This window comes from Paenibacillus sp. FSL L8-0470 (assembly GCF_038008625.1).
Lineage (GTDB): Bacteria > Bacillota > Bacilli > Paenibacillales > Paenibacillaceae > Paenibacillus_AQ.
Window position 1 is genome coordinate 2,988,874 of the sequence record NZ_JBBOZM010000001.1, and the last position, 21,603, is coordinate 3,010,476.

The window sequence follows — 21,603 nt, forward strand, 5'->3', positions numbered from 1 at the left end:
GGTTAAAAAAGCGACAGCACAAGTCCGATGCCTGTCCCGATCGCAAATGCGGTCAGGAACGCATCGGCACCTTTGGAGAGGCCGGAAACCAGATGCCCAGCCATCAGGTCACGCACCGCATTGGTAATGAGCAGGCCCGGGACCAGCGGCATGACGGAGCCGATGATAATCTTGTCCATTTCCCGGCCAATGCCAAATTTGACGGAGAAGAACGCGAACAGCCCGATCAGGAATGAGGCGGTAAATTCTGCAAAGAATCGGATCTGTACGAGCCGGTGCAGATAGGTAGCAGCGGCGAAGCCAAGCCCCGACACCAGCAATGCCGGAAGGGCGTCCCACAGACTCCCCTTGAACATTACTGTGAAGCAGGCTCCGGTGAGGGCGGCTGCGGCGATCTGCAGCCATGCCGGATAGGCATGTGCGGCATCATCCACGACGCCGAGGCGCTCGCGGGCTTCTGCCGCGCTGAGCTGGCGTTCGCTCAGCCGGCGCGAGATGTCGTTGACCTCCGACACCTTCTGCAAATCGGTCGTCCGCTCGGCAATCCGGAAGAGCTTCACCGGTTCGGTTCTGCTGGTTGTGAACATGATAACCGTTGGCGTCACGTAGCTGTGCGCCCCGGGAAAACCGAGAGCCCCAGCCATACGCGTCATGGTATCCTCCACACGGTAAGTTTCCGCACCGCTCTGCAGCATGATTTTACCGGCCAGCAGGCAGAGATCGATAATTTCATGCGTGGAAGTATTGCTGTTATTGCTTGTGCTATCCAACTTCTTTCGATCCTCCCCGGGAATGTTATATATTCGATTGTCGCCGCAATACCTGAAAATATCAACCCTTATTCATTTTATTTGTTGTGTCTTCCAATTTTACCGGCCCGATCCTTAATTTGTCCTGGATCGTTGAAAGACGCAGCCCGGCCGATAATTGTATCTCCATACTTGTTCTTGAGATTGTCGTAGCCCGTTCAAGCTTGCGGTAGCGGGGGCTGATTCGAAGAGTGTCAGCGGGTACTCACTTTCGTCGGAGAGTGTGGAAAGACTGAGGTTAATCCTGCGCACGGGCTGGTTGTCCCAGTGCCGCCGGAATAGCTCTACGGCTGCTGCATAGACCAGCTTGGTGGCATTGGTGGGGGATAATGATTAGTCCATTCCTGCTTAAGCTTCATTTGATCAGTGCGTTTAGTGGTTCGGAGGCTTTCGTCGGAATTCGGTGATCGACTTTTTTAATGTAAACCAGTTCACTTTTCGGCAGTCGTTGATGCAACATTTTGGCATTCCCTTTGTTCGCATCGTTGAATAATTCCCGAAACAAAGATAGATCTTTAGTTTGCGCCCAGGCATTGGAAAACGCGATCGTTCCGGCTGCATGCATTGAGTATCCGTTTACAGTATTATCGTCACACTCCACCTCTCTTTACAGTGATTTTGGTTTTACTAAGAAAAATAACTCATGATATAAAAAACATTTTCGGAACCGTTTTAAGACCTTACAATCATAATTATGATCTCTAAACAATCGAATATATTCTTCTTCATTACGAATATACTCCCCGTTGTCGTACCATTTCATAAATCTATTACATAACGGGTTTTTCTTGCATAAACATGGTTCCATAACGATAATGGTTCCGTTAGGTTTTAGAATTCTTTGAAATTCCTTCATGTAACTTGATATTTCGTCCGAAGAAACATGATGCAACACAGCGATAATAAGTATGTAATCGAACGAATCATTATCAAATGGGAATCTCTTACTTTCTAAAACCTGAAATATATGGTGGGTATATAATCGCTTTGCATAATCAATTCGTTTGGCATCAGGGTCAATCCCAACATAATATAAAGGATGAAACATAGAACAATTAGCCCCAGTACCGGAGCCAAAATCTAGTACAGTATGGCCATCAAATGTAAAATGGGATTGTACATGATTGTGAATATATTTTTTAGTAAACCATTTCGGACGGACAAACCAATGATAAAGTCTAGGCGAGAACGGAATATTAATGGGAATTCACCATCTTTCGGATTAAGTCACGAAAGATAATTTAACCTATAAGCTTGAAAAACATTCATGAAAGTATAATCTGATTATAATACGAACGTACGATCGTGAATGTGCATAGTTATTTCCATCTAGTCAAGAGGCTTACTTTTCGAGCGTACATAACCCCGTGGCCACTCCGCCGGAAAAGATCGTCAGAATCGAATGAAAGAAGGTTTCCTTGGAGATCAGCAGGCCACCCGCGCCGATAATCAGGAAATCCGTCAGAAAAATAATAACGCCGACATTGAGCGGAATATAGCGTTTCATAAACTTTGCGAGCAGATCCGTTCCGCCTGTGCTGGCCTTGAACCGCAGCATAATTCCGAAACCGCTCCCCATCAGAAAGCCGCCGAGAATGGCGCTGGAGATGGAGCCAAGCTCAATATAGTACAGGAAATGATACTGGAGCGGTCCGAGGACTTCAATGAAAAACGAGGAGGTAAGCAAACCCAGCACGCTGTTATAGAAGATGTCCCTTTCTTTAAGCCAGGCAAGCAAGAAAATCGGCAGGCTGCACAGGACAATGGCCAGTCCAATTTTTGCGCCGGACATATAGTTGATAATGAGGGCGATGCCGATGACTCCCCCATCGAGAATTTTGTAGGGGACCAGAAAAAAATTAGTTCCTGCAGCAATCAGCAAACTTCCCAGCAAAATAATAGCGTACCTTGCACTTGAGCGCATATTCAACATCTCCATATTTAGGCCTGTCTTAATGAATATGCTTGGGTATGGGAAAAAATAGCTATACAGCAAAAAATCCTGCTTGCGCAGGATTAGGCGGGACGGGGATATTACTAGACCAAAGCAGGCTCCTGCTTTTTGAGCTGCAGCGGCGGAGGTACCAGCCAGCCCTTCTTTTTATTCAATTTCAGCACAGCCATTCCTAAAGCGGCCATTTGAGCATGATTTTTCATGAACATGGCCCCGATATCCTCACGGATGGAAGTCCCCATAATCTGGCTGCATACGACTAGGCTCAGGGAAACAGCCCCAGCAAGGGAAGCGGCGATTTCCGGATCGGAGAAACGGGCTCCGGCAGGAATATCCCCGAGCTTAACGGAGGGGCGGTCGGGCAGTGCAGGGGGCGGTGTGAAGCCATGGGTCTTCAGCAGCTTGTCGCAATCTTTTATTTCCTGCTGCGACTGGTCCATAAGATCATCAATTATTTTTTTTAGATCCTGATCGCCAGCGTGATAATGAAATGCCTGTAAGGTGGATAATGACATTTTGGCGGTAGCGGAAAATTGCCATAGATTAAATATTTCGCCATAGTGCAGCGGTTCATCTTTGGGATTGCCGTTTAGAACTCCCATCATTACAAAACTCCTTCACTGATAAGGTGGTAATACGTGAAGTTAGGTTGTCCGGCAACCTCTGTTTTATTCGAAGGAAGGGTTGGGTTAAGCAATTAGACTTGTACAGGATAGCAAAACAATGTATATTAATAGTAAATATTACGATTAAATACATAAAGGCAGCAAGGCGGGTGAAGGTTGGATGGATTATACATATAAATTGCTGGAGAGTGATATTGATTTGCTGGCGGCCGCGCTGTCCGAAGTCAAAGTCGCGGTCGCCGTGAAAGAAATAAAAGATGAAATTCTGGAGTTTGGCGGGCAGATTAGAGAATATACCCCTAATTGTGTCCGTATCGGGGAACTGTCCTACAGCCGGGAGTTGTATGAATTTCGTGCTCTCGCTAGTGAGGGATTCGGCTTACCGTGAATAACGCTTGCGGAAGCGCAGCGGTGAGATGCCGACTTTGCGGGCAAAACGCCGTGAGAAGTAGGCAGCGCTCTCGAAGCCTGTGCGCTCCGCAATCCCGGAAATGGGGATCTCTGTCTTGAGCAGCAGCAGCTTGGCCTGCTCCAGGCGGTAATCCGTCAAATATTCCATCGGCGTCAGCCCATAGACTCGCTTCATGCAGCGGGCGAGATAATTATAGTGAAAATGGAGGGCATCCGCGAGTGAGCCATTGGTGAGCGCCTCTGCGTAATGGTTGCGGATGTAGGATTCCGTCTGCTCCGCAATCTCGGCAGCATGGCTGCCTGCAGCGTCCTGCTGCGCAAGATCCATCATCCGCAGCATCTCCTCAAAGATCCGCTGTTGCTGCCATACCGCGCTTGACCGTCTGTCCCGGCTCAGCTGCAGGAGCAGCTCCGCCTGCCCGCTCCGCTCAAAGGGGTCCGGGAGCGGACCAAATTGCGGTACACGGATCGTGTACGGATGTGTAAGAAACTGCTGGAAATGTGCTTCCCGGCCGGCATACACCGGATCGCCCCCGGCTTCAATCCATTCCCCCACCGTGTGAAAATGGATCCATACAAACGTGGTGATCTCCTCGCAAGGTTTGACAGCGTAGTGATAACGGTCTGGCAGCAGCAGCAAAGTGTGCCCGGCCGCAACCTCCCATTCTTTCTCATCTTCGCCAATAAACAGCGTGCCCTGTTCTACAATAATCAGATCGAATTTCCCCATACGGTTGCGGTTCGGGTGCTGATCCCCCGGCTGATATACGGTGCGGTCGCATTCCAGAAAGTAGGGGAACGGCGGAGCAGCCAGATGGATATAAGAAGGACTGAAAGTCATGATTACTCCTTTCAAAGCGAATTGTCGGAAGCCTGGAGTTCTGGTTTTATTCGCAATCTTGAGTGTGAAATAGTACAAAAACAGAGTTGTTTATGATTGTATTTTTTATTTATTCTACCCTCTATAATTGCTAATAGCGAGAATGAAATATAGCGGAGGGGACGAGGCAAATGAGCAGAACTATTAAAACGCAGCAGACAGACAAGCAGCAATCGGTAAAGATTCAGGATGAATTCTGGGGACGTTACATCAGGCTGGCGCAGGATGTAGTCATTCCATACCAATACGAGGCGCTGCATGACCGGGTACCGGACGCAGAGCCCAGTCATGCGATTGCCAATTTCGAGATTGCCGCAGGGAGAAAGAAAGGAGAGTTTCACGGCTGGGTGTTTCAGGATAGCGATGTTGCGAAGTGGCTGGAGGCAGTAGGTTACTCCCTGAGCCTTAAGCGTGATCCCATACTGGAGCGGCAGGCAGATGAAGTTATCGACCTGATCGGCGAAGCGCAGCAGCCGGATGGATATCTCAATACCTATTTCACAATCAAGGAGCCGGGCAAACGCTGGACCAATCTTCAGGATTGCCATGAGCTGTACTGCGCCGGACATTTTATCGAGGCTGCGGTTGCGTATTATGAGGCTACAGGCAAAGACAAGCTGCTAAATATTATGCGCAGGATGGTCGATCATATCGATTCGGTCTTTGGACCGGAGGAAGGCAAGCTAAAAGGCTATGACGGGCATCAGGAGATTGAACTGGCACTGGTCAAGCTGTTCCGTCTTTCCGGTGAAGAGAAATATCTGAAGCTCAGCAGCTTTTTTATCGACGAGCGCGGCCAGGAACCGAATTTCCTGCGGCAGGAGTGGGAGAACCGGGGGCGGATCACGCACTGGAGCGGGCAAACTGACCATCTCGATCCAGCCTACAATCAGGCGCATATTCCGGTCCGTGAGCAGAGCGAAGCGGTAGGGCATTCCGTACGTGCAGTCTATATGTATTCAGCAATGGCTGACCTTGCGATGCTTAACGATGATGACGCTTTGCGCGATGCTTGTGTAAGGCTGTGGAACAACATGACGGATAAGCAGATGTATATTACAGGGGGAATCGGTTCCACCCATCTCGGGGAGGCGTTCACCTTCGATTATGATCTGCCCAACGATACGGTGTATGCGGAAACCTGCGCTTCCATCGGCCTGATCTTTTTTGCCCGGCGGATGCTGGAGTTAACCCCTGAAGCCCGGTATGCGGACGTGATGGAGCGGGCGCTCTACAATAATGTGCTGGGGTCCATTGCGCAGGACGGCAAGCATTATTTCTATGTCAATCCGCTGGAGGTATGGCCGCAGGCCTGCAGCTGCAATCCGGGTAAACATCATGTGAAGGCGGAGCGGCAGGGCTGGTTCGGCTGTGCCTGTTGTCCGCCCAATGTGGCCCGGCTGCTGACTTCGCTGAACCAATATATTTACACGGTTCACGGGGATACACTGCACACTAATCTGTATATTGGCAGTGAATGGAAGGGCACGCTTGGGGGAACGGAGGTTAATGTAACCCAGGAGAGTAACTACCCATGGGAAGGAAAGGTCTCGCTGAAGATCAATCCGGCAGAAGCTGCGGAATTCGGCATTGCCTTGCGCGTCCCTTCCTGGTGCAGCAGCATGGAGATCAGCGTCAATGGCGAAGTACTGGATCCTACCGCAGACCGGGAACTGGGTTACCGGGTGATCCGCAGAGTGTGGTCTGCCGGGGATTCCATAGAGGTAAGCATTCCGATGGAAGCGCACCGTGTCTATGCCCATCCCGAGCTGCGCGCTGATGCGCAGAAAACTGCTATTCAACGGGGACCGCTCGTCTATTGCCTCGAGGCAAACGATAACAGTGAGCCGCTGAGCTCTATCACTCTGAACGAGACAGGGGAGTTCACAGAGGTCTTTACAGACTCGCTGCCTGGCGGAGCCGTAGTCGTTGAAGGGACCGGCTTCCGTGTCAATCCGTCCGGCTGGAGCGGAGGTCTGTACAGCAGGGAGAAAGCACCGCTGGAATCCGTTAAGGTTACAGCTGTCCCTTATTATCTGTGGGGGAACCGCGGCAGCGGAGAGATGAAGGTGTGGATACCAGAGGGCAGGGCTTGAGCGGCAGCACGTTATCAAAAAGGAAAGCAACCCCAATGCATCCCGCAAGTATGCCGGATGCATTGGGTTGCTTTTTTTAGAATATTGTCCTTGGATTACCAGAAAGTGAGCCTCCCACAAAAAAACAGGCCCCGTCTTTTTGCAAAGACGAGACCCGTTTAATAAACAAGCGGTTAACATGTTGTCACGGCAGATATTTAGCCCAGCTCAACTACCACTTGGTGCACTGCACCGTCGCCAACAGGAGCGATGATGTTCCCTTCTACAACGGCCCCGTCGAGAGTGAGGCTGGCAACACCTTTAGAGACATGGTTAGGGTTCTTAATAGTGATTACATAAGTATCTCCACGGAAGACGCGGGTGATTTCGAATCCGTCCCACTCAGCAGGGATACAAGGATCTACTTTCAGACCTGCGAAATCAGCCTGGATGCCGAGAATGGATTGGGTAATGGCTACATAGTTCCAGGCAGCGGTACCCGTCAGCCAGGAGTTTTTCGCTTCCCCGTGGCGTGCGGCATCTTTACCAGCGATCATTTGCGAGTACACATAAGGTTCCATCCGGTGAACTTCGCTGATGTCTTCCAGATAAGCCGGAGCAATTTTCTTATAGATATCGAATGCTCTGTCGCCGTGTCCCAGTACCGTTTCAGCAATCATGATCCATGGGTTGTTGTGGCAGAAAATACCGGCGTTTTCTTTATAGCCCGGCGGATACGTAGAAATTTCACCCAGGTTCAGGTAGTACTTGGAGTATGGCGGCTGCTGCAGCACGATACCATAATCTGTGTCCAGACGTTCCTCAACGGAAGTCAAAGCTTTGGCTGCTTGACCGTCTTCCACGCCGATACCGGCCATTACGCAAATCCCTTGCGGCTCGATGAAGATTTGGCCTTCTTCGTTTTCTTTGCTGCCGATCTTGTCGCCGTAGTGGTCGTAAGCGCGCAGGAACCAGTCACCGTCGAAGCCATGGGTCAGCGTGATTTCACGCATGTTGTCGATCTTGGCTACGGCATCCGCAGCAACATCGTTAAGTCCGCGCATGCGGCAAATTTCCGCATAGTCCGGTCCAACAAAGACGAACAGACCGGCGATGAAGACGGATTCCGCTACGCGGCCTTCGATGTTGGCAGTCGTCTGGAACGATTCGCCTGGCTCGGTAGAGAAGCAGTTGAGGTTCAGGCAGTCATTCCAGTCCGCGCGGCCGATCAGCGGCAGGCCGTGAGGTCCGAGGTTATTCGTGACATGCTCGAAGGAGCGTTTCAAGTGCTCGAACAGGGTAGCAGTGTTGTCCGGGTTGCTGTCGAAAGGAACCTGCTCATCCAGAATGGAAGTGTCGCCGGTTTCCTTAATGTAGGCAGCCGTTCCCAGGATCAGCCAAAGCGGATCATCGTTAAAGCCGGTGCCGACTTCGTTGTTGCCTTTTTTGGTCAGCGGCTGGTATTGGTGATACGCGCTGCCGTCTTCGAACTGGGTAGCGGCGATGTCCAGAATACGTTCTTTGGCGCGCTCAGGAATTTGGTGTACAAATCCGAGCAAGTCCTGGTTGGAATCGCGGAAGCCCATACCGCGGCCAATCCCGGATTCGAAGTAGGAAGCGGAGCGGGACATGTTGAAGGTAACCATACATTGATATGGGTTCCAGATGTTGACCATACGGTTCAGCTTGTCGTCGCCGCTTGTGATCTGATATTTGGACAGCAGGTTATCCCAGTGTGCAGCCAGAACAGCCAGAGCAGCATCCACTTGAGCGTCTGTAGCGAATTGCTCGATGACAGCCTGCGCCGGTTTTTTATTGATGACATTCAGGGATTCCCATTTCTCATCTTCCGGGTTCTCGATATAGCCGAGTACGAAGATGAAGCTTTGCTCTTCGCCTGGTTCCAGCGTGATTTCAAGTGCATGAGAGCCGATTGGCGACCAGCCGCTGGCTACGGAGTTGGTTGCTTCCCCGGCAGCTACTGCTTGTGGAGCATCCAGGCCATTATACATACCCACGAAGGACTCGCGGTCGGTATCAAAGCCGGCGATTTCTTTATTTACAGAATAGAAAGCATAGTGGTTTCTGCGCTCACGGTATTCTGTTTTGTGATAGATTACGGAATCCTTAACTTCAACCTCGCCAGTGCTCAGATTACGCTGGAAATTGGTCATATCATCCTGGGCATTCCACAGACAGAACTCGGCAAAAGAGAACAGCTTCACCGATTTCTTAGCTGATCCGGTATTCTTCACAACAAGGCGGTGTACTTCGGCATTGTGGCCCATCGGTACAAAAGCGAGCTGGTTCACAGAAATACCGTTGCGTTCGCCGGTGATGGAAGTATAGCCAAGACCGTGGCGGCACTCGTAGAAATCGAGGTCGCGTTTGACCGGCATCCAGCCCGGGGTCCAGAAATCGCCGTCGTCATACAGATAGTAGTAACGTCCGCCTGTATCCAGCGGAATATTGTTATACCGGTAGCGGGTCAATCTTCTCATCCGGGCATCGCGATAGAAGGTGTAACCACCGGCAGTATTGGAGATAAGGCCGAAAAATTGCTCGTTACCGAGGTAGTTGATCCATGGATAAGGTGTTTTAGGGGTGTTGATTACGTACTCTTTACGAGTGTCGTCAAAAGTTCCGAATTTCATAAGAGGAAAGTCTCCTTTCAATTGTGAACGCGCGTTTATAGAGCTCAGAAAAAATTCCCTCGGGGCAAAGGGATTTTCCTGCAAAACATTATAATAATGATTGCCACTCCTTAAAGAAATGCTGGTACATCCAGCGAAATGGTATACGCTGGACGGATGATGCAGCATTCTTGCAGGGAGCCTTACTTCTTCGGCGGCAGGCAGGAGTCTCTTTTGACCAGCCTGGCCGGGAAGCTGATGGTGCTAAAGGTCGGCTGAACGGAATCGCACAGCTCGATTACTTTCTCGACAGCGGCCTTGGACATTTCATAAATCGGCAGACGTACAGAGGTCAGCTTGGGATGAATACGCGAGGCAAGCTGCACATCATCGAATCCGGCAATGGACATATCCTCAGGCACGGAGACTCCGTGTTCGGAGAACGCTTCCATCGCTGAAATAGCCATATCATCGTTGGACGAGAAGAAGGCTGTCGGCAATGGGCCGCCGGACTCCAGCAGCTTCTTGACCTCTTCGTAAGCCTTCTCCTTCAAGAAATCACCCTGCAGGATGAAGTTCTCATTGATCTGCAATCCATGCCGCTTCAACGTATCCTCGTATGCCATATAGCGTTCCCGTCCGGAGTACGTGTTCATTCGTCCGCAGATCATGCCGATTTCTTCGTGGCCAAGGCCGATCAAATACTCGATGGCTTCGACTGTGCCCTCATAGTCCTTGGAGTTTACAATGGCCAGATGATTGCGGTCCAGATGCTCCGACATAATCTCCGAAATGTCGTAATCGATCAGCACTAGCGGCGATTCAAGTCCAACCATTTCCCGTACGATATCAATATCCTTCTGGGTGCCGACGATAATGCCGCCGTCAATCCGTTTCTGCAGGAAAGCCTGCTTAACCTTCAGGAAATCGTCGGGAGAGTATACGGTATGAATCAGCACATAACAGCCGCGGGCATTCGACGTGTCGACTACGGCATCGACGAAAGGCGCGAAGTAATTGTTCTGATAGATCCGGGTTGCATTCTCCTTCTCGTTCATGCTGATGGCGAAAAGGCCGATCGTATCGGTCTTCTTGCCGGCCAGAGCCCGGGCAAAGCTGTTTGGCTCGTATTGATGCTGTTCAATAACCTTCAGCACCTTGGCCCGGGTCTCTTCAGGGACATTGGAATAGTTGTTGATCACGCGGGATACCGTACTACGGGATACCCCGGCGAGCTTAGCAATATCTTCGCTGCGCATAGTGCCCCCTTTAAATAAACGCGCGTTTATGAGTTCATTGTAAAATAAATCGCTACAGAAATCAATCACCCGGTTAAAGAATTTGCCTTGCTCATAATTTATCCATTCCATGATTTCTCCACACACTCTATTAACAATCAGGTGTTAAATTGAAGATATCCCCAGCTTGTATGTAGTATATACGTTCATGAACTCTTGACTCTGCCAGCTGCTGGCAGGGTCGTTTTTTACTTAAAGGTTTGCAAATCGACGTGAGATACTATGCAATTTAGAAGTTTGTATAAGATTGTCGCAGAGAAAGTGCATTGAAAGCTGATGAAGACGTGCTACTATTGTCCTTAGGATTATTGAGAATGATAATCAATCACAATGATGTATAGGAGTGAAGAGATCAATGGCAAGTTGGGGTCGAAAATGTATTTGGACAGCTGTACTTGTACTGGCAATGTCCGCTTTGGCGGCTTGCGGCACAAATAATAATGCTGCCGGAGGAAAAAACGTTCAAACAGAGAATGCGGCGAATCCAACCGCAGCAAGCAATACATCCACCGATGCAAGCACCGATACTTCAGCCGGAAATGGCACACGGACTGTCGTCGGGGAATTCGGAGAGGTTGAAATTCCTGTTAGTCCTAAGCGGGTGGCAGGGATCTATGTGGAGGATTATCTGAAGGCGTTAGGCGTTACCCCGGTCGTGCAATGGTATCATCCCAGCTGGGGTAAGCAGGATTATTTGAATCTGGACGTGCCGGAATATGATATTACCGGGAGTATTGAGGCATTGTTGGAAAAAAATCCGGACTTGATCATTGCGGACGGAGGAGCAGATGCAGCAAAATACGAACAATACTCCAAGGTAGCGCCAACCTACCGTCTGCCGGAGAAAGTGCTGCAGGATTCAAGACAAATGCTCACAGCTATCGCAGAGGTGCTGGGCATTCCGGAAAAGGGCGAAGCTGTACTTGCGGAGTATGACCAGAAGGTGGCGGATGGAAAAGCCAAGCTGCAGCAGGCTTTGGGGCAGGAGAAGGTAGCTGTAATCCGGCTTAACGTTGCCGAGAAAACCTTTGCGTTATTTGGTGTCAAAAACCGATTTACGGGTGTGGTCTATGACCAATTTGGTCTGACTCCCGTCCCTATGGCTGCGGAGATGACTGAATTTCAGTCCATTATTTCCGAAGAAGTGATACCAGATCTTGAAGCGGATCATATCATTGTATTCCCTGACAACGGAGGATGGGATACCGCGGAGAATGAGGAAGCAATCAAAATTCTGGGTGGTCCGTTGTGGAAGAACCTGCCTGCGGTGAAGAACGGGAATGTTTACAGAATGGAACGCTCCCACTGGCAGTCCGGCGCGATTACAGCCAATTCGATGAAGCTTGATGATCTGCTGAAAGCAATGGTGAAATGAAACGCCAGGCAAACTGAAAGACTAACCCCTCATAAAAGAAACAGCGGCAGCCATGGACGAGAAATAATGTCCTGGACTGCCGCTTTTTTATTGAACTGACGTTCCCGCTAGCGATACTTCTTACTCACTAGAAACTCAACAATGGGTAAAGTAATCATTGCTAATCCTAATACCCCTAATAAAAAAATGTTCATTGTTTCATTTACGATTTCATCAGCAACTAAAGCTCCAAGTATAAAAAAAAGAAGAAGAAAGTAACTTATTTTCGAGCTTCTCTCCGTAATCTTTTTTCCTAACTCGTCATCCTCAAATATACCATCTTTGTCTGCCTTGGTTCCCCAGGTGATCATAGGAAAAAACATCATTACCAGCGTTGCGATTGTTATTATTTCGTTAAATCCAACGTCTTTTCCAACCATGACCTTATAGATGGTAAAGGCCACCACAATTAGAGTGGCTGCCCCTACTGCGGTTGCACCTATTTTTCGGGTGTTCATTCCTCTTCTCTCCCTTCATGTAAGAATAACTTATCAATTCTAACTGCTAAATGTTTGGCAATATCAAAAGCTAATTGCAAACTTGGGTCATATTTGTTGTTTTCAATGGCATTTATGGTCTGTCTGCTTACATTGCATAAATCTGCTAACCTGCCTTGTGATATATCTTTTTGCTGTCGAAACTTTTTGATATGATTTTGCATAGTTGATAGGCTTTCATTTTTGTTTTACACTAAGGAGATGAAAATGATTCTCAATTAGGGGGCGGGAGAATGGCAGAACTGCTCAGTGAAAGCACTGGAAAAAAGCTGTTATACAGCTTGACTAACATAGAAGCAATAGCCCAATCCCCTGCGGGAAACGGACAAATGGCTGTGTTTCAGGAGCACACATTGATCATAGTATCGGAAGGGCAGGGCTGGCTCGAAGCGGAGGAAAGGCGTTATCCTTTGGACAAAGGTGCAGGCTTTCTGATTGAGGCTGGATCTATGAACAGTATTCAGGCCGGAGAGCGGGGGCTTAGCTTTTACCGGCTTGCTTTTGAGGTTATCAGCACTGGGGATGGCAGACACCGCGGAAAGAGGAAATTGCCCGGGAATGCCATGCTCCAGCCGGGTCTCTTAAGCTGCAGACCTTTTTCCCAATGTACACTGCTGCTGGATTCCATTTATCATAGCCGCAGGAGTCCCGATGACATCGAATGGTTCGCGGGTCATACCCGTTTTCAGGAGCTGCTGCTGCTGATCATGCGGGCCAATTCCCCGGCAGTTCAGACAAATAATGATCATGAGGCGGTACAACGTTCCATTCACTATATGCAGGAGCATTACAGTGAACCGGTATCCGTCGATCAATTGGCAGAGATTGCAGGTATTGGGCGCGCGCGTTATACTCAGCTTTTTAAAGAGATTACCGGCAAGATTCCCTTGGGGCATTTGAACGGCCTCCGTATCGAACGGGCGCAGCAGCAGCTGCTTCTGACCAAGGACCGTCTGCATGATATTGCACTGACAGTCGGCTATAGCAATGAGTATTATTTTAACCGGCGTTTCAAGGGAGCAGTAGGTGTTACACCCGGTCAATACAGGAGCCTTCATCAGGAAGGGGTCCGTGTATTCGCGCCTTTTCTGGAGGATTATCTGCTGGCTTTGGGCATTACTCCGGTGGCTCAATATTGTCATGCACAGTGGGGCAAGCAAGAGTACCTGGGTCTGGATCAGGTCCCAACGTTTGATATTTCCACCGGAGATTGGTCAGAGCTTTCCCGTTACACGCCCGAGCTGATTATACTGGATGACGGCTTTCAGCGCTGGCATTTGGGTGAGTGCCGCCGGATTGCCCCGCTGTTCAGACTCCCGTTTCACCAGGAAGACTGGCGTGCAACACTGCGCTCAGCAGCTGCTGTCTTCGGCAGAACGGAGCATGTACAGGAGGTCATCGGCCATTATGAGCAGCAGGCCCAGCAGGCGAAGCGGATCCTCAGCCGCAGCGTCCGGGGAGAGACGGTAGCCTTACTTAGGATATCTTCCTGCGGAGTCGCGCTCTATGGATGTGAGGAACTGGGATATACGGCAAGCGTACTGCATGAGGATCTTGGGCTCCAGCGGCATCCGTTGGTCCGGCAGCTCACCCGGGGACAGAAGCGTGTGAGCCTAACAAGTGAAGAGTTGTCAGGCCTGACGGCGGATCATTTGTTCATTACTTTTGACCGGCAGGAAGGTGAAGGCCGGGAGCTGCTGGATACTCCGCTATGGAGAAGCCTGCCCGCTGTGCGCAACCGCAACGTGTACGAGGTGGATTTTATGGCCTGGATGAATTATGGTGTGCTTTCGCATCAGCGGAAGATCGAGGATGTGCTGCGGGTACTGGCCTAAAGGCCGGTTTACCTATGAGGGATAAGTTCATGAATGATTTGACTCTGCCGGATGCCGGCGGGGTCTTTTTTTATATCTAATTGCGATTGAATTTAAGCCATAGAAGATAGTTTCACCACTATGTAATAATTGTAAAATGTGTTTTGGTACTGATCCACTTATCTATTACATTTCTTCTTTGGAAGAATAGAATACAATATCTAGTTCTAGGAGGTGATTCTTATGTCGATTCTCTTACCCCAGCAGTTTTACTCTCTGGCGGCCAATGTTGGTAAATCTTATTTTGAAAACTTGAACGGTGGAGCAAATGCTACAATTACCGTTAATAATAACGGTCCGGCTCCGATCAATCTTGTAGTTACACGTGTCAACGCTCCTGTCATCACTTATGTAATACCTCCAACCAATAGCCTCACGTTGGAAGTTGCTTTACTGTTGGTAGCCGCTCTCCAGACCACAGCTGTTGGTCCTGCTACAGGTACAATTCAAATTGCTACTGCTGATTTCTAGTTTTAAAAACGACGGAAGATAGATTTGGATGTAGAGCATGTGTATCATAACCCGCCGGGCTTGTGCCTGGCGGGTTTGTTTCTGTTTATTCTTTGACGTATATTGGCACATTTTGTATGCTTATTGAATAATTAGGGGAGGGGGCGCAAAATAAACGGATCGGAAAATATGAGGAGTCTTTGCGATGTTATTCAGAAGTTGTATGAGCTGATCAATACTGTGTATGTAAGTGCGGATGCTAAAAGTATCTATATGCTGACGAAGGACAATAAGGTTGTTCTGTTCTCGGACAAATTGTTTGTTCAATATATAAATGATGCTCTAGAGGGATAAACGCTACTCTTGAATGGATATTTGATGTTCAGCTTATCCGCCTTGGTTTCGTGTGGTTGACCCAATGATATGATAACCCGCCGGGCTTTTTGAGCTGGCGGTTTCTTCGTCTTCAGACTTGCGACTTATAGATAGACCGTTCTTGCTGTGGCGCTCGCGGATGGCGGGAATTGTTTTGAGATATTGCCGCCTGAAAGACCTAATTCGTAGTAAATAAGTAGTATACGGTAACTCTATTTCGGATTTATAATTAATGCATTGAATGAAAATAATGTCAGGCGGTGTTGTGTGTTGTCATGGGAGCCAATTCTATTCATGTTCTTTTCGACTATTGAGCTCATGTCTATTTATTATTTGATTATGTCGCTCTTTAGATTCAAGTGGAAACATCATGCTTGGCAAGCCTTGTTTGTTACTTTAATAATAAATTTGCAGAGCTATTTGGTGAGGAAAGAGTTTGATATGAGCAATATCGCACCTTTAATACTGATAGTAATATTCATATTATTCTTTGCTGCAGTTGTTAGGATGCCCCTCATACTGTCCGTTATTGCAACTATATCAGGATATGCTATTTTTGCAGTCATACAAACTGTTATTGTACTTATCTTATTCGGTTCAATAGGAGCAATAGAAGGGAATAAAAGCAATGGATACATATTACAAGTACTCACCTCCGTAGTTATTTGCTCCTTTTTTTGGCACTACTACAGAAAAGGAAAAGGCTTTACTTTTGACATAGAGAAACTTCGATTTAAGTTAGAAGATATTTTTTTAACGACGATCATCATAATTTTCTTAATTGGAATCTCAATTCTTTTATATTACAACGAAATTTATTTGAATATATTGTTCTTTTTAATGATCTCAATTTTCTTCATCTATTACTCTACCGGGAAGGAAAAAGAAAATGATTGATCGTATATCTGAGAGGATAGCCTACAATATAAAAAAAGTTGTTCCTGATCACCCCGCATCGCAAGCGGTTCTAAAGTATGCATTAGAGGTTGTGCTAAATGTTGTTTTTATCATCGTCATTACACTTGCTATATCTTTGCTCACAGGTAATTTTTCTGAAGCTTTAACGATATTAATTTCTTTTGCATTACTACGGCAATCGTCGGGCGGTGTTCACCTTAAGTCGGGTGTAGCGTGTGTCATATTTACTACGACATTGTTTACTGCGCTATCTTTTATTAACGTAAATTTAGTAGTTGTACAGGTTATGAATGCAATCAGTTTTTTGATCATCTTGTGGTTAGCGCCGATTGGAATTGAAAAGCAGACTAGAATCCCCAAGCGTCACTATCCGAAGCTTAAAATAATCGGCCTGATCTTGGTTGCTACAAATGTCATGATTTGTTCATCTGCTATAGCCGTGAGTTTTTTTGCTCAATCTCTAAGTCTATTAATTGCCAGAAAGGAGGTGAAGTAAAGATGTTGAAAAAAGCGAATGTTCGAATCGTGTCTGGTTTGGCGACATGCTTATCGATGGTAGCGATATTCATTGCAAATACAAACAGTGCGTTGTATGTGCATCAACCTGAAGTTCCAGAAGAACTACTTAAATAATATTGGAGTGGTCCGTTTGAGTATCATATCTGTGAATCAAGACCCAAAAGGTATTAACGGGAATTTGTGAGATATATATATAGGATACTCGTCCATACGGATTGAAATACTGGCTAAGCACTCTAGAGGCATCACAAAGAAGTCAGTAAAAATAATAATTTAACAACTACACAAATCAATTTCAATTGAGTTGCCTTTATGGTAACTCTTTTTTTCAATTCCGTTCCCAATCCGTCCCCAAATCAATTTTTCACGCGGTAAAAGTGGGATGTGAGTGGGGATAGAAAAGAAAAAACTCCTTATAAAATAAGGAGTTTTACGTAGTGATGCAGTATAGGACGGATGGGGTTCGAACCCATGACCCCTACCCTGTCAAGATAGTGCTCTCCCGCTGAGCTACCGTCCTGCAACGAAATTTATAATACCACAGGATGTGAGGAGATGGCAATGTTTTTTTCACGGCCTATGAATTTACTCACTTACAACTTGTTCCATAGTCTCTATGCTCGGATTAAAATAACTTATGCGTAGGGAGTAATTCCATGGCGACCATTTTCAATGAACAGAATATCTCTTTTAAACAAAGGCAGTCTCCGGTTCCGGAATTTGCTTGGCACACCAGCGAGAAGCTGGCGGGGATGGTAGAATCTAAGCATTTGATTTTTGATATCCGGTCATTGGACCCGGGCAAGTACTCGTATCCGTATCACTTTCATAGAAATGCTGAAGAGCTGTTTGTGATTTTGGCGGGCGGTGCTATGTTAAGAACTCCCGCCGGGTTACAGGAAGTCCATGAGGGCGATACGGTATTTTTCGAAACCGGTCCATCAGGTGCGCATCAGCTGTTCAATCATACGGAGACGCCTTGCCGCTATCTCGATTTACGGACGAATAACGGGTTGGATGTTGCGGAATACCCTGACTCCGGGAAAATCAATATTTTGCCGTATGAAGAGCTGTATGAAACGGAGGATAGGGTGGACTATTATAAAGGCGAAGATTTGACCCGGGAGATATGGGCGCAATTGAACGCTCAGGGCAAGGGTGAGGAGAAGCGGGGAGAAGACAGTGGTGAGTGATTCTTTTCCTGTTGGAAGAAATATCAAGGCATTCTATACATAGGTTAAAACCAGAGATAATAGGAACGTCGCATCCGGTAATGCACCAAAACTCTATCGGTTTTGCCGACTAAGGAGATGTTTGTGAATGAAAGTTACTATACACGAAACGGAAATAAAGGAAGAAAATCTAACCTACGTCGTTATTATCGTAAGGCATAATGAGCAGTGGATATTAGCTCGGCAGCGTGGACAGACCACATGGGAATTTGCAGGTGGACATATTGACGAGAATGAAACGCCTGATGAAGCAGCGGCAAGAGAACTGTATGAAGAGACAGGAGCGGAAGACTATACGTTATTTCCAATAAGTATTTATTCGGTTACCGGAGAGTCAATGCCGGATAGTTTCGGAAAGCTCTACCTGGCCACCGTTAATAAGTTCGGACAATTGCCGGCCTATGAAATGGAAGAAATATGCGGGTTCACGGAGGTGCCGGAAGAGTTAACCTATCCGATGATCTATCCTGCATTGCTGTCCAAAATCAATGAATTTGCTGAGCAGTGCAATATTCAACTATAAAGATCATGGGAGGTTAATAACATGGCTATGCCAACTCATATTGTGGCTGTCGGCGGGATCGTGGAGAATGAGCAGGGAGAAGTGCTTTTGGTCAAAACATTTCATGGTGGCTGGGTATTCCCCGGTGGGCAAGTGGAGGCCGGAGAGAATCTGATGGATGCACTCATCCGGGAGATTCAGGAAGAAAGCGGAATAGATACCGAGGTCTCTCACCTGATCGGAGTGTATTCGAATACGGGAATGTACAAATGGCATGACGGCATCACCGATGTTCCGACGAAAGTAATGCTGGATTATGTATGTAAACCGGTGGGCGGAGAACTTGCCGTTTCAGAGGAAACGTCGGAAAGCTGCTGGGTGGCTAAGGAGCTTGTGTTGGACAAGATCACAAGCCCGGCGATCCGCACGCGTTATCAGGCTTATTTGGATTTTGCAGGGACAGTATCCTACATTGCCTATGAGACCAAACCGGATTTTGCCGTCTCGCTGAAACGGAAGGTATAGAGCTTCGATAGCTGTAGCTAGCCTTCTTTTCTCGTTCAGGGTCAAATGTTGCTAAAGCGCTGTCTTCGTTTCATGTTAAGGATATGGATCAGGAAATCCAGAAGAAGGCCTGCGGCAAGAAAGGTTAGGAGGGCAGCCACAATGAAAATCTGCGCATAAACAAACACCTCGCTTCGACTAATTACTATTAGACAACCTAAGGGGAAATTCAAATGACAGTCGAATACGGAAAGCTCACCTTTTTGGAAATTAAAGAAAAAGCAGCGGAAGGTTATCTGGCAATTATTCCGACGGGCTGTACGGAGCAGCAGGGTCCACACTCCACCGTTGATTTTGATACATGGCTGGCCACAGAGCTGTCCATTGAAGCAGCGCAGCAGGCCAAACTGAAATATGGAGTCAAGTCCCTGGTGATACCGACAATTCCTTTTGGACCTACACCGGAGCACCGCAGCTTTGGATACGGCTTTATCGATATTCCGCAGAAGCTGTATGAAGATGTAATATACGCTGTTCTGACTTCCCTGGTGGACCAAGGCTTTAGACAGCTGGTTATTTTTCGCGGCTGCGGCGGTCACTTGCTGGGCAATCTGGCAGTAAGGTTCAATCAGGAATATGAGGGAAAAGCCAAGGTAGATTTTCCCCATCATCCGTTTCATGAGATCTGGTGCAGGCATGCTGATCCCGACATTCCGGGTGGTCATGCAGACAGCTTCACTACTTCTCTGGGACTTTATAAGCATCCTGAGGATATTAGGGAAGCGCAGATTTTTAATCCTGGCAGCAGTGAGCCGGAATGGGATGATCCCAATCTGGATTTTGGCAAATATTCCACAACAGGCGTTATAGGTGACCCAACCCATGCCAGTAGGGATCTTGGCGAGAAGCTGTGGAACGGTTCCGTTGAAGCCATTGCAGCAATGCTGCAGGGAATTGCTTTAGCTCAGTAAAAGTTGAACAAAATTGTGTCCGCAGCAGTTGCATTTATAACTGTTCGGGCGCTTTTTTTATTCTGACGCTGTGGGACACATAACGTGCAGGCTTGCTCAATGATGAACATCCGTTTTAATGGATAACAATTAATGGAATTTCATTAAAATAGACGCCTTAACTCCGTGATAGTTGCTGCTAGTGGATCGTTGAGGGAAGCAAGCACGGACAAAGGTTTAAGTATGGAACGTGTTAAATTAAATGGATCGTAATGATTCAGTGAGAAGGGGTTGTATATGCTTAATGCGAATAGTAAAGCCAAAACGCTCGGCGATTATCTGAAATCGCGCCGAAACCGGTTTCAGCCTGAACAGGCAGGGTTTAAAGCATCCAATAGCCAACGAAGAACACAGGGACTCGAAGGGAAGAGGTCGCTATGCTGGCAGGTGTCAGTGCAACTTATTATACCTGGCTGGAGCAGGGCAGAGAAGTAACCGCATCCAGGGATATCATCGAGAATATCGGGAGGGCACTGCAGCTGACGCCGGATGAGCAGCAACATCTGTTCGAGCTATGGAATCCCCATGAGCGTGCAGCTGTCTCTTCTATTAGTACAACGTTTAATCCGCAGTGGAGGGAAATCATCGGGCAGCTGCCCTATCCGTCTTTCATCAGCAATGAAAGTTCCGAGGTTCTTGCCTGGAATGAAGAGGCAGCGAACATATGTGCTATACTGTAAGAAAATACTACAAAAGGGGGCAAAGGCTTGTCCTATCAGACCTGTGCGACACAGCTCCCCGTCCTAAAAACACAATATGACTGGCTCAAAGAAGTCGATAGTATTGCTTTAAAGTCTGCCGTTCGGCATGTGGCAGATAGCTTTGACCGCTTTTTCAAAAAGCAAAATCAAGCTCCGCGCTTCAAAAGCCGGAAGCATCCAGTACAAAGCTACACCACGAAATTCACGAACGGAAATATCGCCATTGAAGGCAACCGATTGAAGCTTCCCAAGCTCGGCTGGATGCGTTTCGCCAACTCTCGGAAGCTGGAGGGTCGTATACTGTCCGCTACGGTACGGCAAAACGCCAGCGATAAGTATTTTGTCAAGCAGATGCACATATCGGCATTGACTTGGGGCTTAAGGAATACGCTGTGTGCTCAAGCGGGGAGCATTTTGCCAACCCCAGGTTTTACCGTCAATACGAGAAAAAGCTTGTGCTATGGCAGCGGCGTTTGGCAAGACGCACACCAGGGGGCTCCAACTGGAAGAAAGCCAAGAAACACATTGCCCGTATTCACGAACACATTGCAAATTCACGGAACAATTTTCTCCACAAGATGACAACGAAGCTGATCCGTGAGTGCCAAACGATCAGCATCGAACATCTGCGTGTGGCGAATATGATTCAAAATCCCAAACTCTCCAAGTCCATCGCTGATGCCTCCTGGGGCGAATGGGTGCGACAACTCACGTATAAAGCATCCTGGTATGGACGAACCCTCCGGGTTGCCGGCACCTTCGAGCCGACCAGTCAGCAGTGCCACGTTTGCGGCACGATCCATCCCGAAGTGAAGAACCTCTCGATTCGAGAATGGACATGTGTAGCTTGCGGAACACACCATGATCGGGATGAAAATACGGCTCATAATATCAAACAGTTAGCGGTATAGCAATTACCTA

Annotated in this window: 21 protein-coding genes, 1 tRNA gene and 4 pseudogenes; 14 read left to right on the forward strand and 12 right to left on the reverse strand. The window is 47.8% G+C overall.

The window, feature by feature from the left end:
• Positions 1 to 2: 2 nt before the first annotated feature.
• The 6 genes and pseudogenes from NST99_RS13455 to NST99_RS13470 all read right to left on the reverse strand — a co-directional run bounded on the left by NST99_RS13455 (position 3) and on the right by NST99_RS13470 (position 3,365).
• Entirely contained in the window at positions 3 to 770 is a 768-nt protein-coding gene (locus tag NST99_RS13455; RefSeq protein WP_341092341.1) for a threonine/serine exporter family protein, read from the reverse strand.
• Between the two features lie 114 nt (positions 771 to 884).
• Positions 885 to 1,124 (reverse strand): annotated as a pseudogene (locus NST99_RS33715) (DinB/UmuC family translesion DNA polymerase); the annotation flags it as partial.
• 40 nt (positions 1,125 to 1,164) lie between these two features.
• Positions 1,165 to 1,374, reverse strand: a pseudogene (locus NST99_RS33720) (alpha/beta fold hydrolase); the annotation flags it as partial.
• 42 nt (positions 1,375 to 1,416) lie between these two features.
• Complete coding sequence (locus NST99_RS13460) at positions 1,417 to 2,016, reverse strand: class I SAM-dependent methyltransferase (RefSeq protein WP_341097643.1); 600 nt, start codon at positions 2,014 to 2,016, stop codon at positions 1,417 to 1,419.
• A gap of 135 nt (positions 2,017 to 2,151) precedes the next feature.
• Entirely contained in the window at positions 2,152 to 2,733 is a 582-nt protein-coding gene (locus NST99_RS13465) for a YitT family protein (RefSeq protein WP_341097644.1), read from the reverse strand.
• A 113-nt stretch (positions 2,734 to 2,846) separates the two neighbouring features.
• Complete coding sequence (locus NST99_RS13470) at positions 2,847 to 3,365, reverse strand: DUF3231 family protein (protein ID WP_341097645.1); 519 nt, start codon at positions 3,363 to 3,365, stop codon at positions 2,847 to 2,849.
• 184 nt (positions 3,366 to 3,549) lie between these two features.
• On the opposite strand from NST99_RS13470, the gene NST99_RS13475 reads away from it, so the two are divergent.
• Positions 3,550 to 3,777, forward strand: coding sequence for a hypothetical protein (locus tag NST99_RS13475; RefSeq protein WP_341092344.1), 228 nt, complete (start codon positions 3,550 to 3,552; stop codon positions 3,775 to 3,777).
• Here NST99_RS13475 and NST99_RS13480 read toward each other — a convergent pair.
• A complete protein-coding gene (locus NST99_RS13480; protein WP_341092346.1) occupies positions 3,769 to 4,641 on the reverse strand; it encodes a helix-turn-helix domain-containing protein in 873 nt (290 codons plus the stop codon). The two genes, NST99_RS13475 and NST99_RS13480, sit on opposite strands and share 9 nt — an antisense overlap.
• Positions 4,642 to 4,811: 170 nt before the next feature.
• On the opposite strand from NST99_RS13480, the gene NST99_RS13485 reads away from it, so the two are divergent.
• Positions 4,812 to 6,776: a glycoside hydrolase family 127 protein gene (locus tag NST99_RS13485; RefSeq protein ID WP_341092347.1), complete on the forward strand. Its 1,965-nt coding sequence runs from the start codon at positions 4,812 to 4,814 to the stop codon at positions 6,774 to 6,776.
• Between the two features lie 197 nt (positions 6,777 to 6,973).
• Here NST99_RS13485 and NST99_RS13490 read toward each other — a convergent pair whose 3' ends face one another.
• Both NST99_RS13490 and NST99_RS13495 read right to left on the reverse strand, forming a co-directional pair.
• Positions 6,974 to 9,409 (reverse strand): GH36-type glycosyl hydrolase domain-containing protein, encoded by a 2,436-nt coding sequence (locus NST99_RS13490; protein ID WP_341092350.1) that lies wholly within the window; start codon positions 9,407 to 9,409, stop codon positions 6,974 to 6,976.
• Positions 9,410 to 9,591: 182 nt separating this feature from the next.
• Complete coding sequence (locus tag NST99_RS13495; protein WP_341092352.1) at positions 9,592 to 10,758, reverse strand: LacI family DNA-binding transcriptional regulator; 1,167 nt, start codon at positions 10,756 to 10,758, stop codon at positions 9,592 to 9,594.
• A 283-nt stretch (positions 10,759 to 11,041) separates the two neighbouring features.
• Here NST99_RS13495 and NST99_RS13500 point away from each other — a divergent pair, with 283 nt between their 5' ends.
• Positions 11,042 to 12,061 carry an ABC transporter substrate-binding protein gene (locus tag NST99_RS13500; RefSeq protein WP_341092355.1) on the forward strand — a complete coding sequence of 340 codons (1,020 nt, stop codon included), beginning with the start codon at positions 11,042 to 11,044 and terminating at the stop codon, positions 12,059 to 12,061.
• Between the two features lie 107 nt (positions 12,062 to 12,168).
• Here NST99_RS13500 and NST99_RS13505 read toward each other — a convergent pair whose 3' ends face one another.
• Positions 12,169 to 12,558, reverse strand: a complete 390-nt coding sequence (locus tag NST99_RS13505) for a hypothetical protein (protein ID WP_341092357.1) — start codon at positions 12,556 to 12,558, stop codon at positions 12,169 to 12,171.
• Positions 12,555 to 12,761 (reverse strand): helix-turn-helix transcriptional regulator, encoded by a 207-nt coding sequence (locus NST99_RS13510; RefSeq protein ID WP_341092358.1) that lies wholly within the window; start codon positions 12,759 to 12,761, stop codon positions 12,555 to 12,557. Before NST99_RS13510 ends, NST99_RS13505 begins: the two co-directional genes overlap by 4 nt.
• A 69-nt stretch (positions 12,762 to 12,830) precedes the next feature.
• Here NST99_RS13510 and NST99_RS13515 point away from each other — a divergent pair, with 69 nt between their 5' ends.
• The 5 genes from NST99_RS13515 (at position 12,831) to NST99_RS13535 (ending at position 16,847) form a co-directional block, all read left to right on the forward strand.
• Entirely contained in the window at positions 12,831 to 14,432 is a 1,602-nt protein-coding gene (locus NST99_RS13515) for a helix-turn-helix domain-containing protein (protein ID WP_341092360.1), read from the forward strand.
• 222 nt (positions 14,433 to 14,654) lie between these two features.
• On the forward strand, positions 14,655 to 14,942 hold the full coding sequence (locus NST99_RS13520; protein ID WP_341092361.1) for a hypothetical protein: 288 nt from the start codon (positions 14,655 to 14,657) through the stop codon (positions 14,940 to 14,942).
• Between the two features lie 672 nt (positions 14,943 to 15,614).
• Positions 15,615 to 16,193, forward strand: coding sequence for a hypothetical protein (locus NST99_RS13525; RefSeq protein ID WP_341092363.1), 579 nt, complete (start codon positions 15,615 to 15,617; stop codon positions 16,191 to 16,193).
• Complete coding sequence (locus NST99_RS13530) at positions 16,186 to 16,710, forward strand: accessory gene regulator ArgB-like protein (protein WP_341092365.1); 525 nt, start codon at positions 16,186 to 16,188, stop codon at positions 16,708 to 16,710. Before NST99_RS13525 ends, NST99_RS13530 begins: the two co-directional genes overlap by 8 nt.
• A 2-nt stretch (positions 16,711 to 16,712) precedes the next feature.
• The gene (locus NST99_RS13535) at positions 16,713 to 16,847 is read left to right on the forward strand and encodes a cyclic lactone autoinducer peptide (protein ID WP_341092366.1); all 135 of its coding nucleotides are present in this window, start codon (positions 16,713 to 16,715) and stop codon (positions 16,845 to 16,847) included.
• 334 nt (positions 16,848 to 17,181) lie between these two features.
• Here NST99_RS13535 and NST99_RS13540 read toward each other — a convergent pair.
• Positions 17,182 to 17,253 (reverse strand) — tRNA-Val (locus tag NST99_RS13540).
• A gap of 136 nt (positions 17,254 to 17,389) precedes the next feature.
• On the opposite strand from NST99_RS13540, the gene NST99_RS13545 reads away from it, so the two are divergent.
• From NST99_RS13545 to NST99_RS13570, 6 genes and pseudogenes are all read left to right on the forward strand, one after another.
• Positions 17,390 to 17,926, forward strand: a complete 537-nt coding sequence (locus tag NST99_RS13545) for a cupin domain-containing protein (protein ID WP_341092367.1) — start codon at positions 17,390 to 17,392, stop codon at positions 17,924 to 17,926.
• A 127-nt stretch (positions 17,927 to 18,053) separates the two neighbouring features.
• Positions 18,054 to 18,488 carry an NUDIX hydrolase gene (locus tag NST99_RS13550; RefSeq protein ID WP_341092368.1) on the forward strand — a complete coding sequence of 145 codons (435 nt, stop codon included), beginning with the start codon at positions 18,054 to 18,056 and terminating at the stop codon, positions 18,486 to 18,488.
• A 21-nt stretch (positions 18,489 to 18,509) separates the two neighbouring features.
• A complete protein-coding gene (locus NST99_RS13555) occupies positions 18,510 to 18,992 on the forward strand; it encodes an NUDIX hydrolase (RefSeq protein WP_341092369.1) in 483 nt (160 codons plus the stop codon).
• A gap of 212 nt (positions 18,993 to 19,204) precedes the next feature.
• Positions 19,205 to 19,942 carry a creatininase family protein gene (locus NST99_RS13560; protein WP_341092370.1) on the forward strand — a complete coding sequence of 246 codons (738 nt, stop codon included), beginning with the start codon at positions 19,205 to 19,207 and terminating at the stop codon, positions 19,940 to 19,942.
• A gap of 401 nt (positions 19,943 to 20,343) precedes the next feature.
• Positions 20,344 to 20,661 (forward strand): annotated as a pseudogene (locus NST99_RS13565) (helix-turn-helix domain-containing protein); the annotation flags it as partial.
• Positions 20,662 to 20,679: 18 nt separating this feature from the next.
• Positions 20,680 to 21,593, forward strand: a pseudogene (locus NST99_RS13570) (RNA-guided endonuclease TnpB family protein); the annotation flags it as partial.
• Positions 21,594 to 21,603: the final 10 nt, after the last annotated feature.

Bases quoted from the DNA above. Each gene is read 5' to 3' on its own strand.
- NST99_RS13465 (WP_341097644.1), bottom strand. From the start codon at position 2,733: ATGCGCTCAAGTGCAAGGTACGCTATTATTTTGCTGGGAAGTTTGCTG.
- NST99_RS13470 (WP_341097645.1), bottom strand. From the start codon at position 3,365: ATGGGAGTTCTAAACGGCAATCCCAAAGATGAACCGCTGCACTATGGC.
- NST99_RS13475 (WP_341092344.1), top strand. From the start codon at position 3,550: ATGGATTATACATATAAATTGCTGGAGAGTGATATTGATTTGCTGGCG.
- NST99_RS13480 (WP_341092346.1), bottom strand. From the start codon at position 4,641: ATGACTTTCAGTCCTTCTTATATCCATCTGGCTGCTCCGCCGTTCCCC.
- NST99_RS13485 (WP_341092347.1), top strand. From the start codon at position 4,812: ATGAGCAGAACTATTAAAACGCAGCAGACAGACAAGCAGCAATCGGTA.
- NST99_RS13490 (WP_341092350.1), bottom strand. From the start codon at position 9,409: ATGAAATTCGGAACTTTTGACGACACTCGTAAAGAGTACGTAATCAAC.
- NST99_RS13495 (WP_341092352.1), bottom strand. From the start codon at position 10,758: ATGGAATGGATAAATTATGAGCAAGGCAAATTCTTTAACCGGGTGATT.
- NST99_RS13500 (WP_341092355.1), top strand. From the start codon at position 11,042: ATGGCAAGTTGGGGTCGAAAATGTATTTGGACAGCTGTACTTGTACTG.
- NST99_RS13505 (WP_341092357.1), bottom strand. From the start codon at position 12,558: ATGAACACCCGAAAAATAGGTGCAACCGCAGTAGGGGCAGCCACTCTA.
- NST99_RS13510 (WP_341092358.1), bottom strand. From the start codon at position 12,761: ATGCAAAATCATATCAAAAAGTTTCGACAGCAAAAAGATATATCACAA.
- NST99_RS13515 (WP_341092360.1), top strand. From the start codon at position 12,831: ATGGCAGAACTGCTCAGTGAAAGCACTGGAAAAAAGCTGTTATACAGC.
- NST99_RS13520 (WP_341092361.1), top strand. From the start codon at position 14,655: ATGTCGATTCTCTTACCCCAGCAGTTTTACTCTCTGGCGGCCAATGTT.
- NST99_RS13525 (WP_341092363.1), top strand. From the start codon at position 15,615: ATGTCTATTTATTATTTGATTATGTCGCTCTTTAGATTCAAGTGGAAA.
- NST99_RS13530 (WP_341092365.1), top strand. From the start codon at position 16,186: ATGATTGATCGTATATCTGAGAGGATAGCCTACAATATAAAAAAAGTT.
- NST99_RS13535 (WP_341092366.1), top strand. From the start codon at position 16,713: ATGTTGAAAAAAGCGAATGTTCGAATCGTGTCTGGTTTGGCGACATGC.
- NST99_RS13545 (WP_341092367.1), top strand. From the start codon at position 17,390: ATGGCGACCATTTTCAATGAACAGAATATCTCTTTTAAACAAAGGCAG.
- NST99_RS13550 (WP_341092368.1), top strand. From the start codon at position 18,054: ATGAAAGTTACTATACACGAAACGGAAATAAAGGAAGAAAATCTAACC.
- NST99_RS13555 (WP_341092369.1), top strand. From the start codon at position 18,510: ATGGCTATGCCAACTCATATTGTGGCTGTCGGCGGGATCGTGGAGAAT.
- NST99_RS13560 (WP_341092370.1), top strand. From the start codon at position 19,205: ATGACAGTCGAATACGGAAAGCTCACCTTTTTGGAAATTAAAGAAAAA.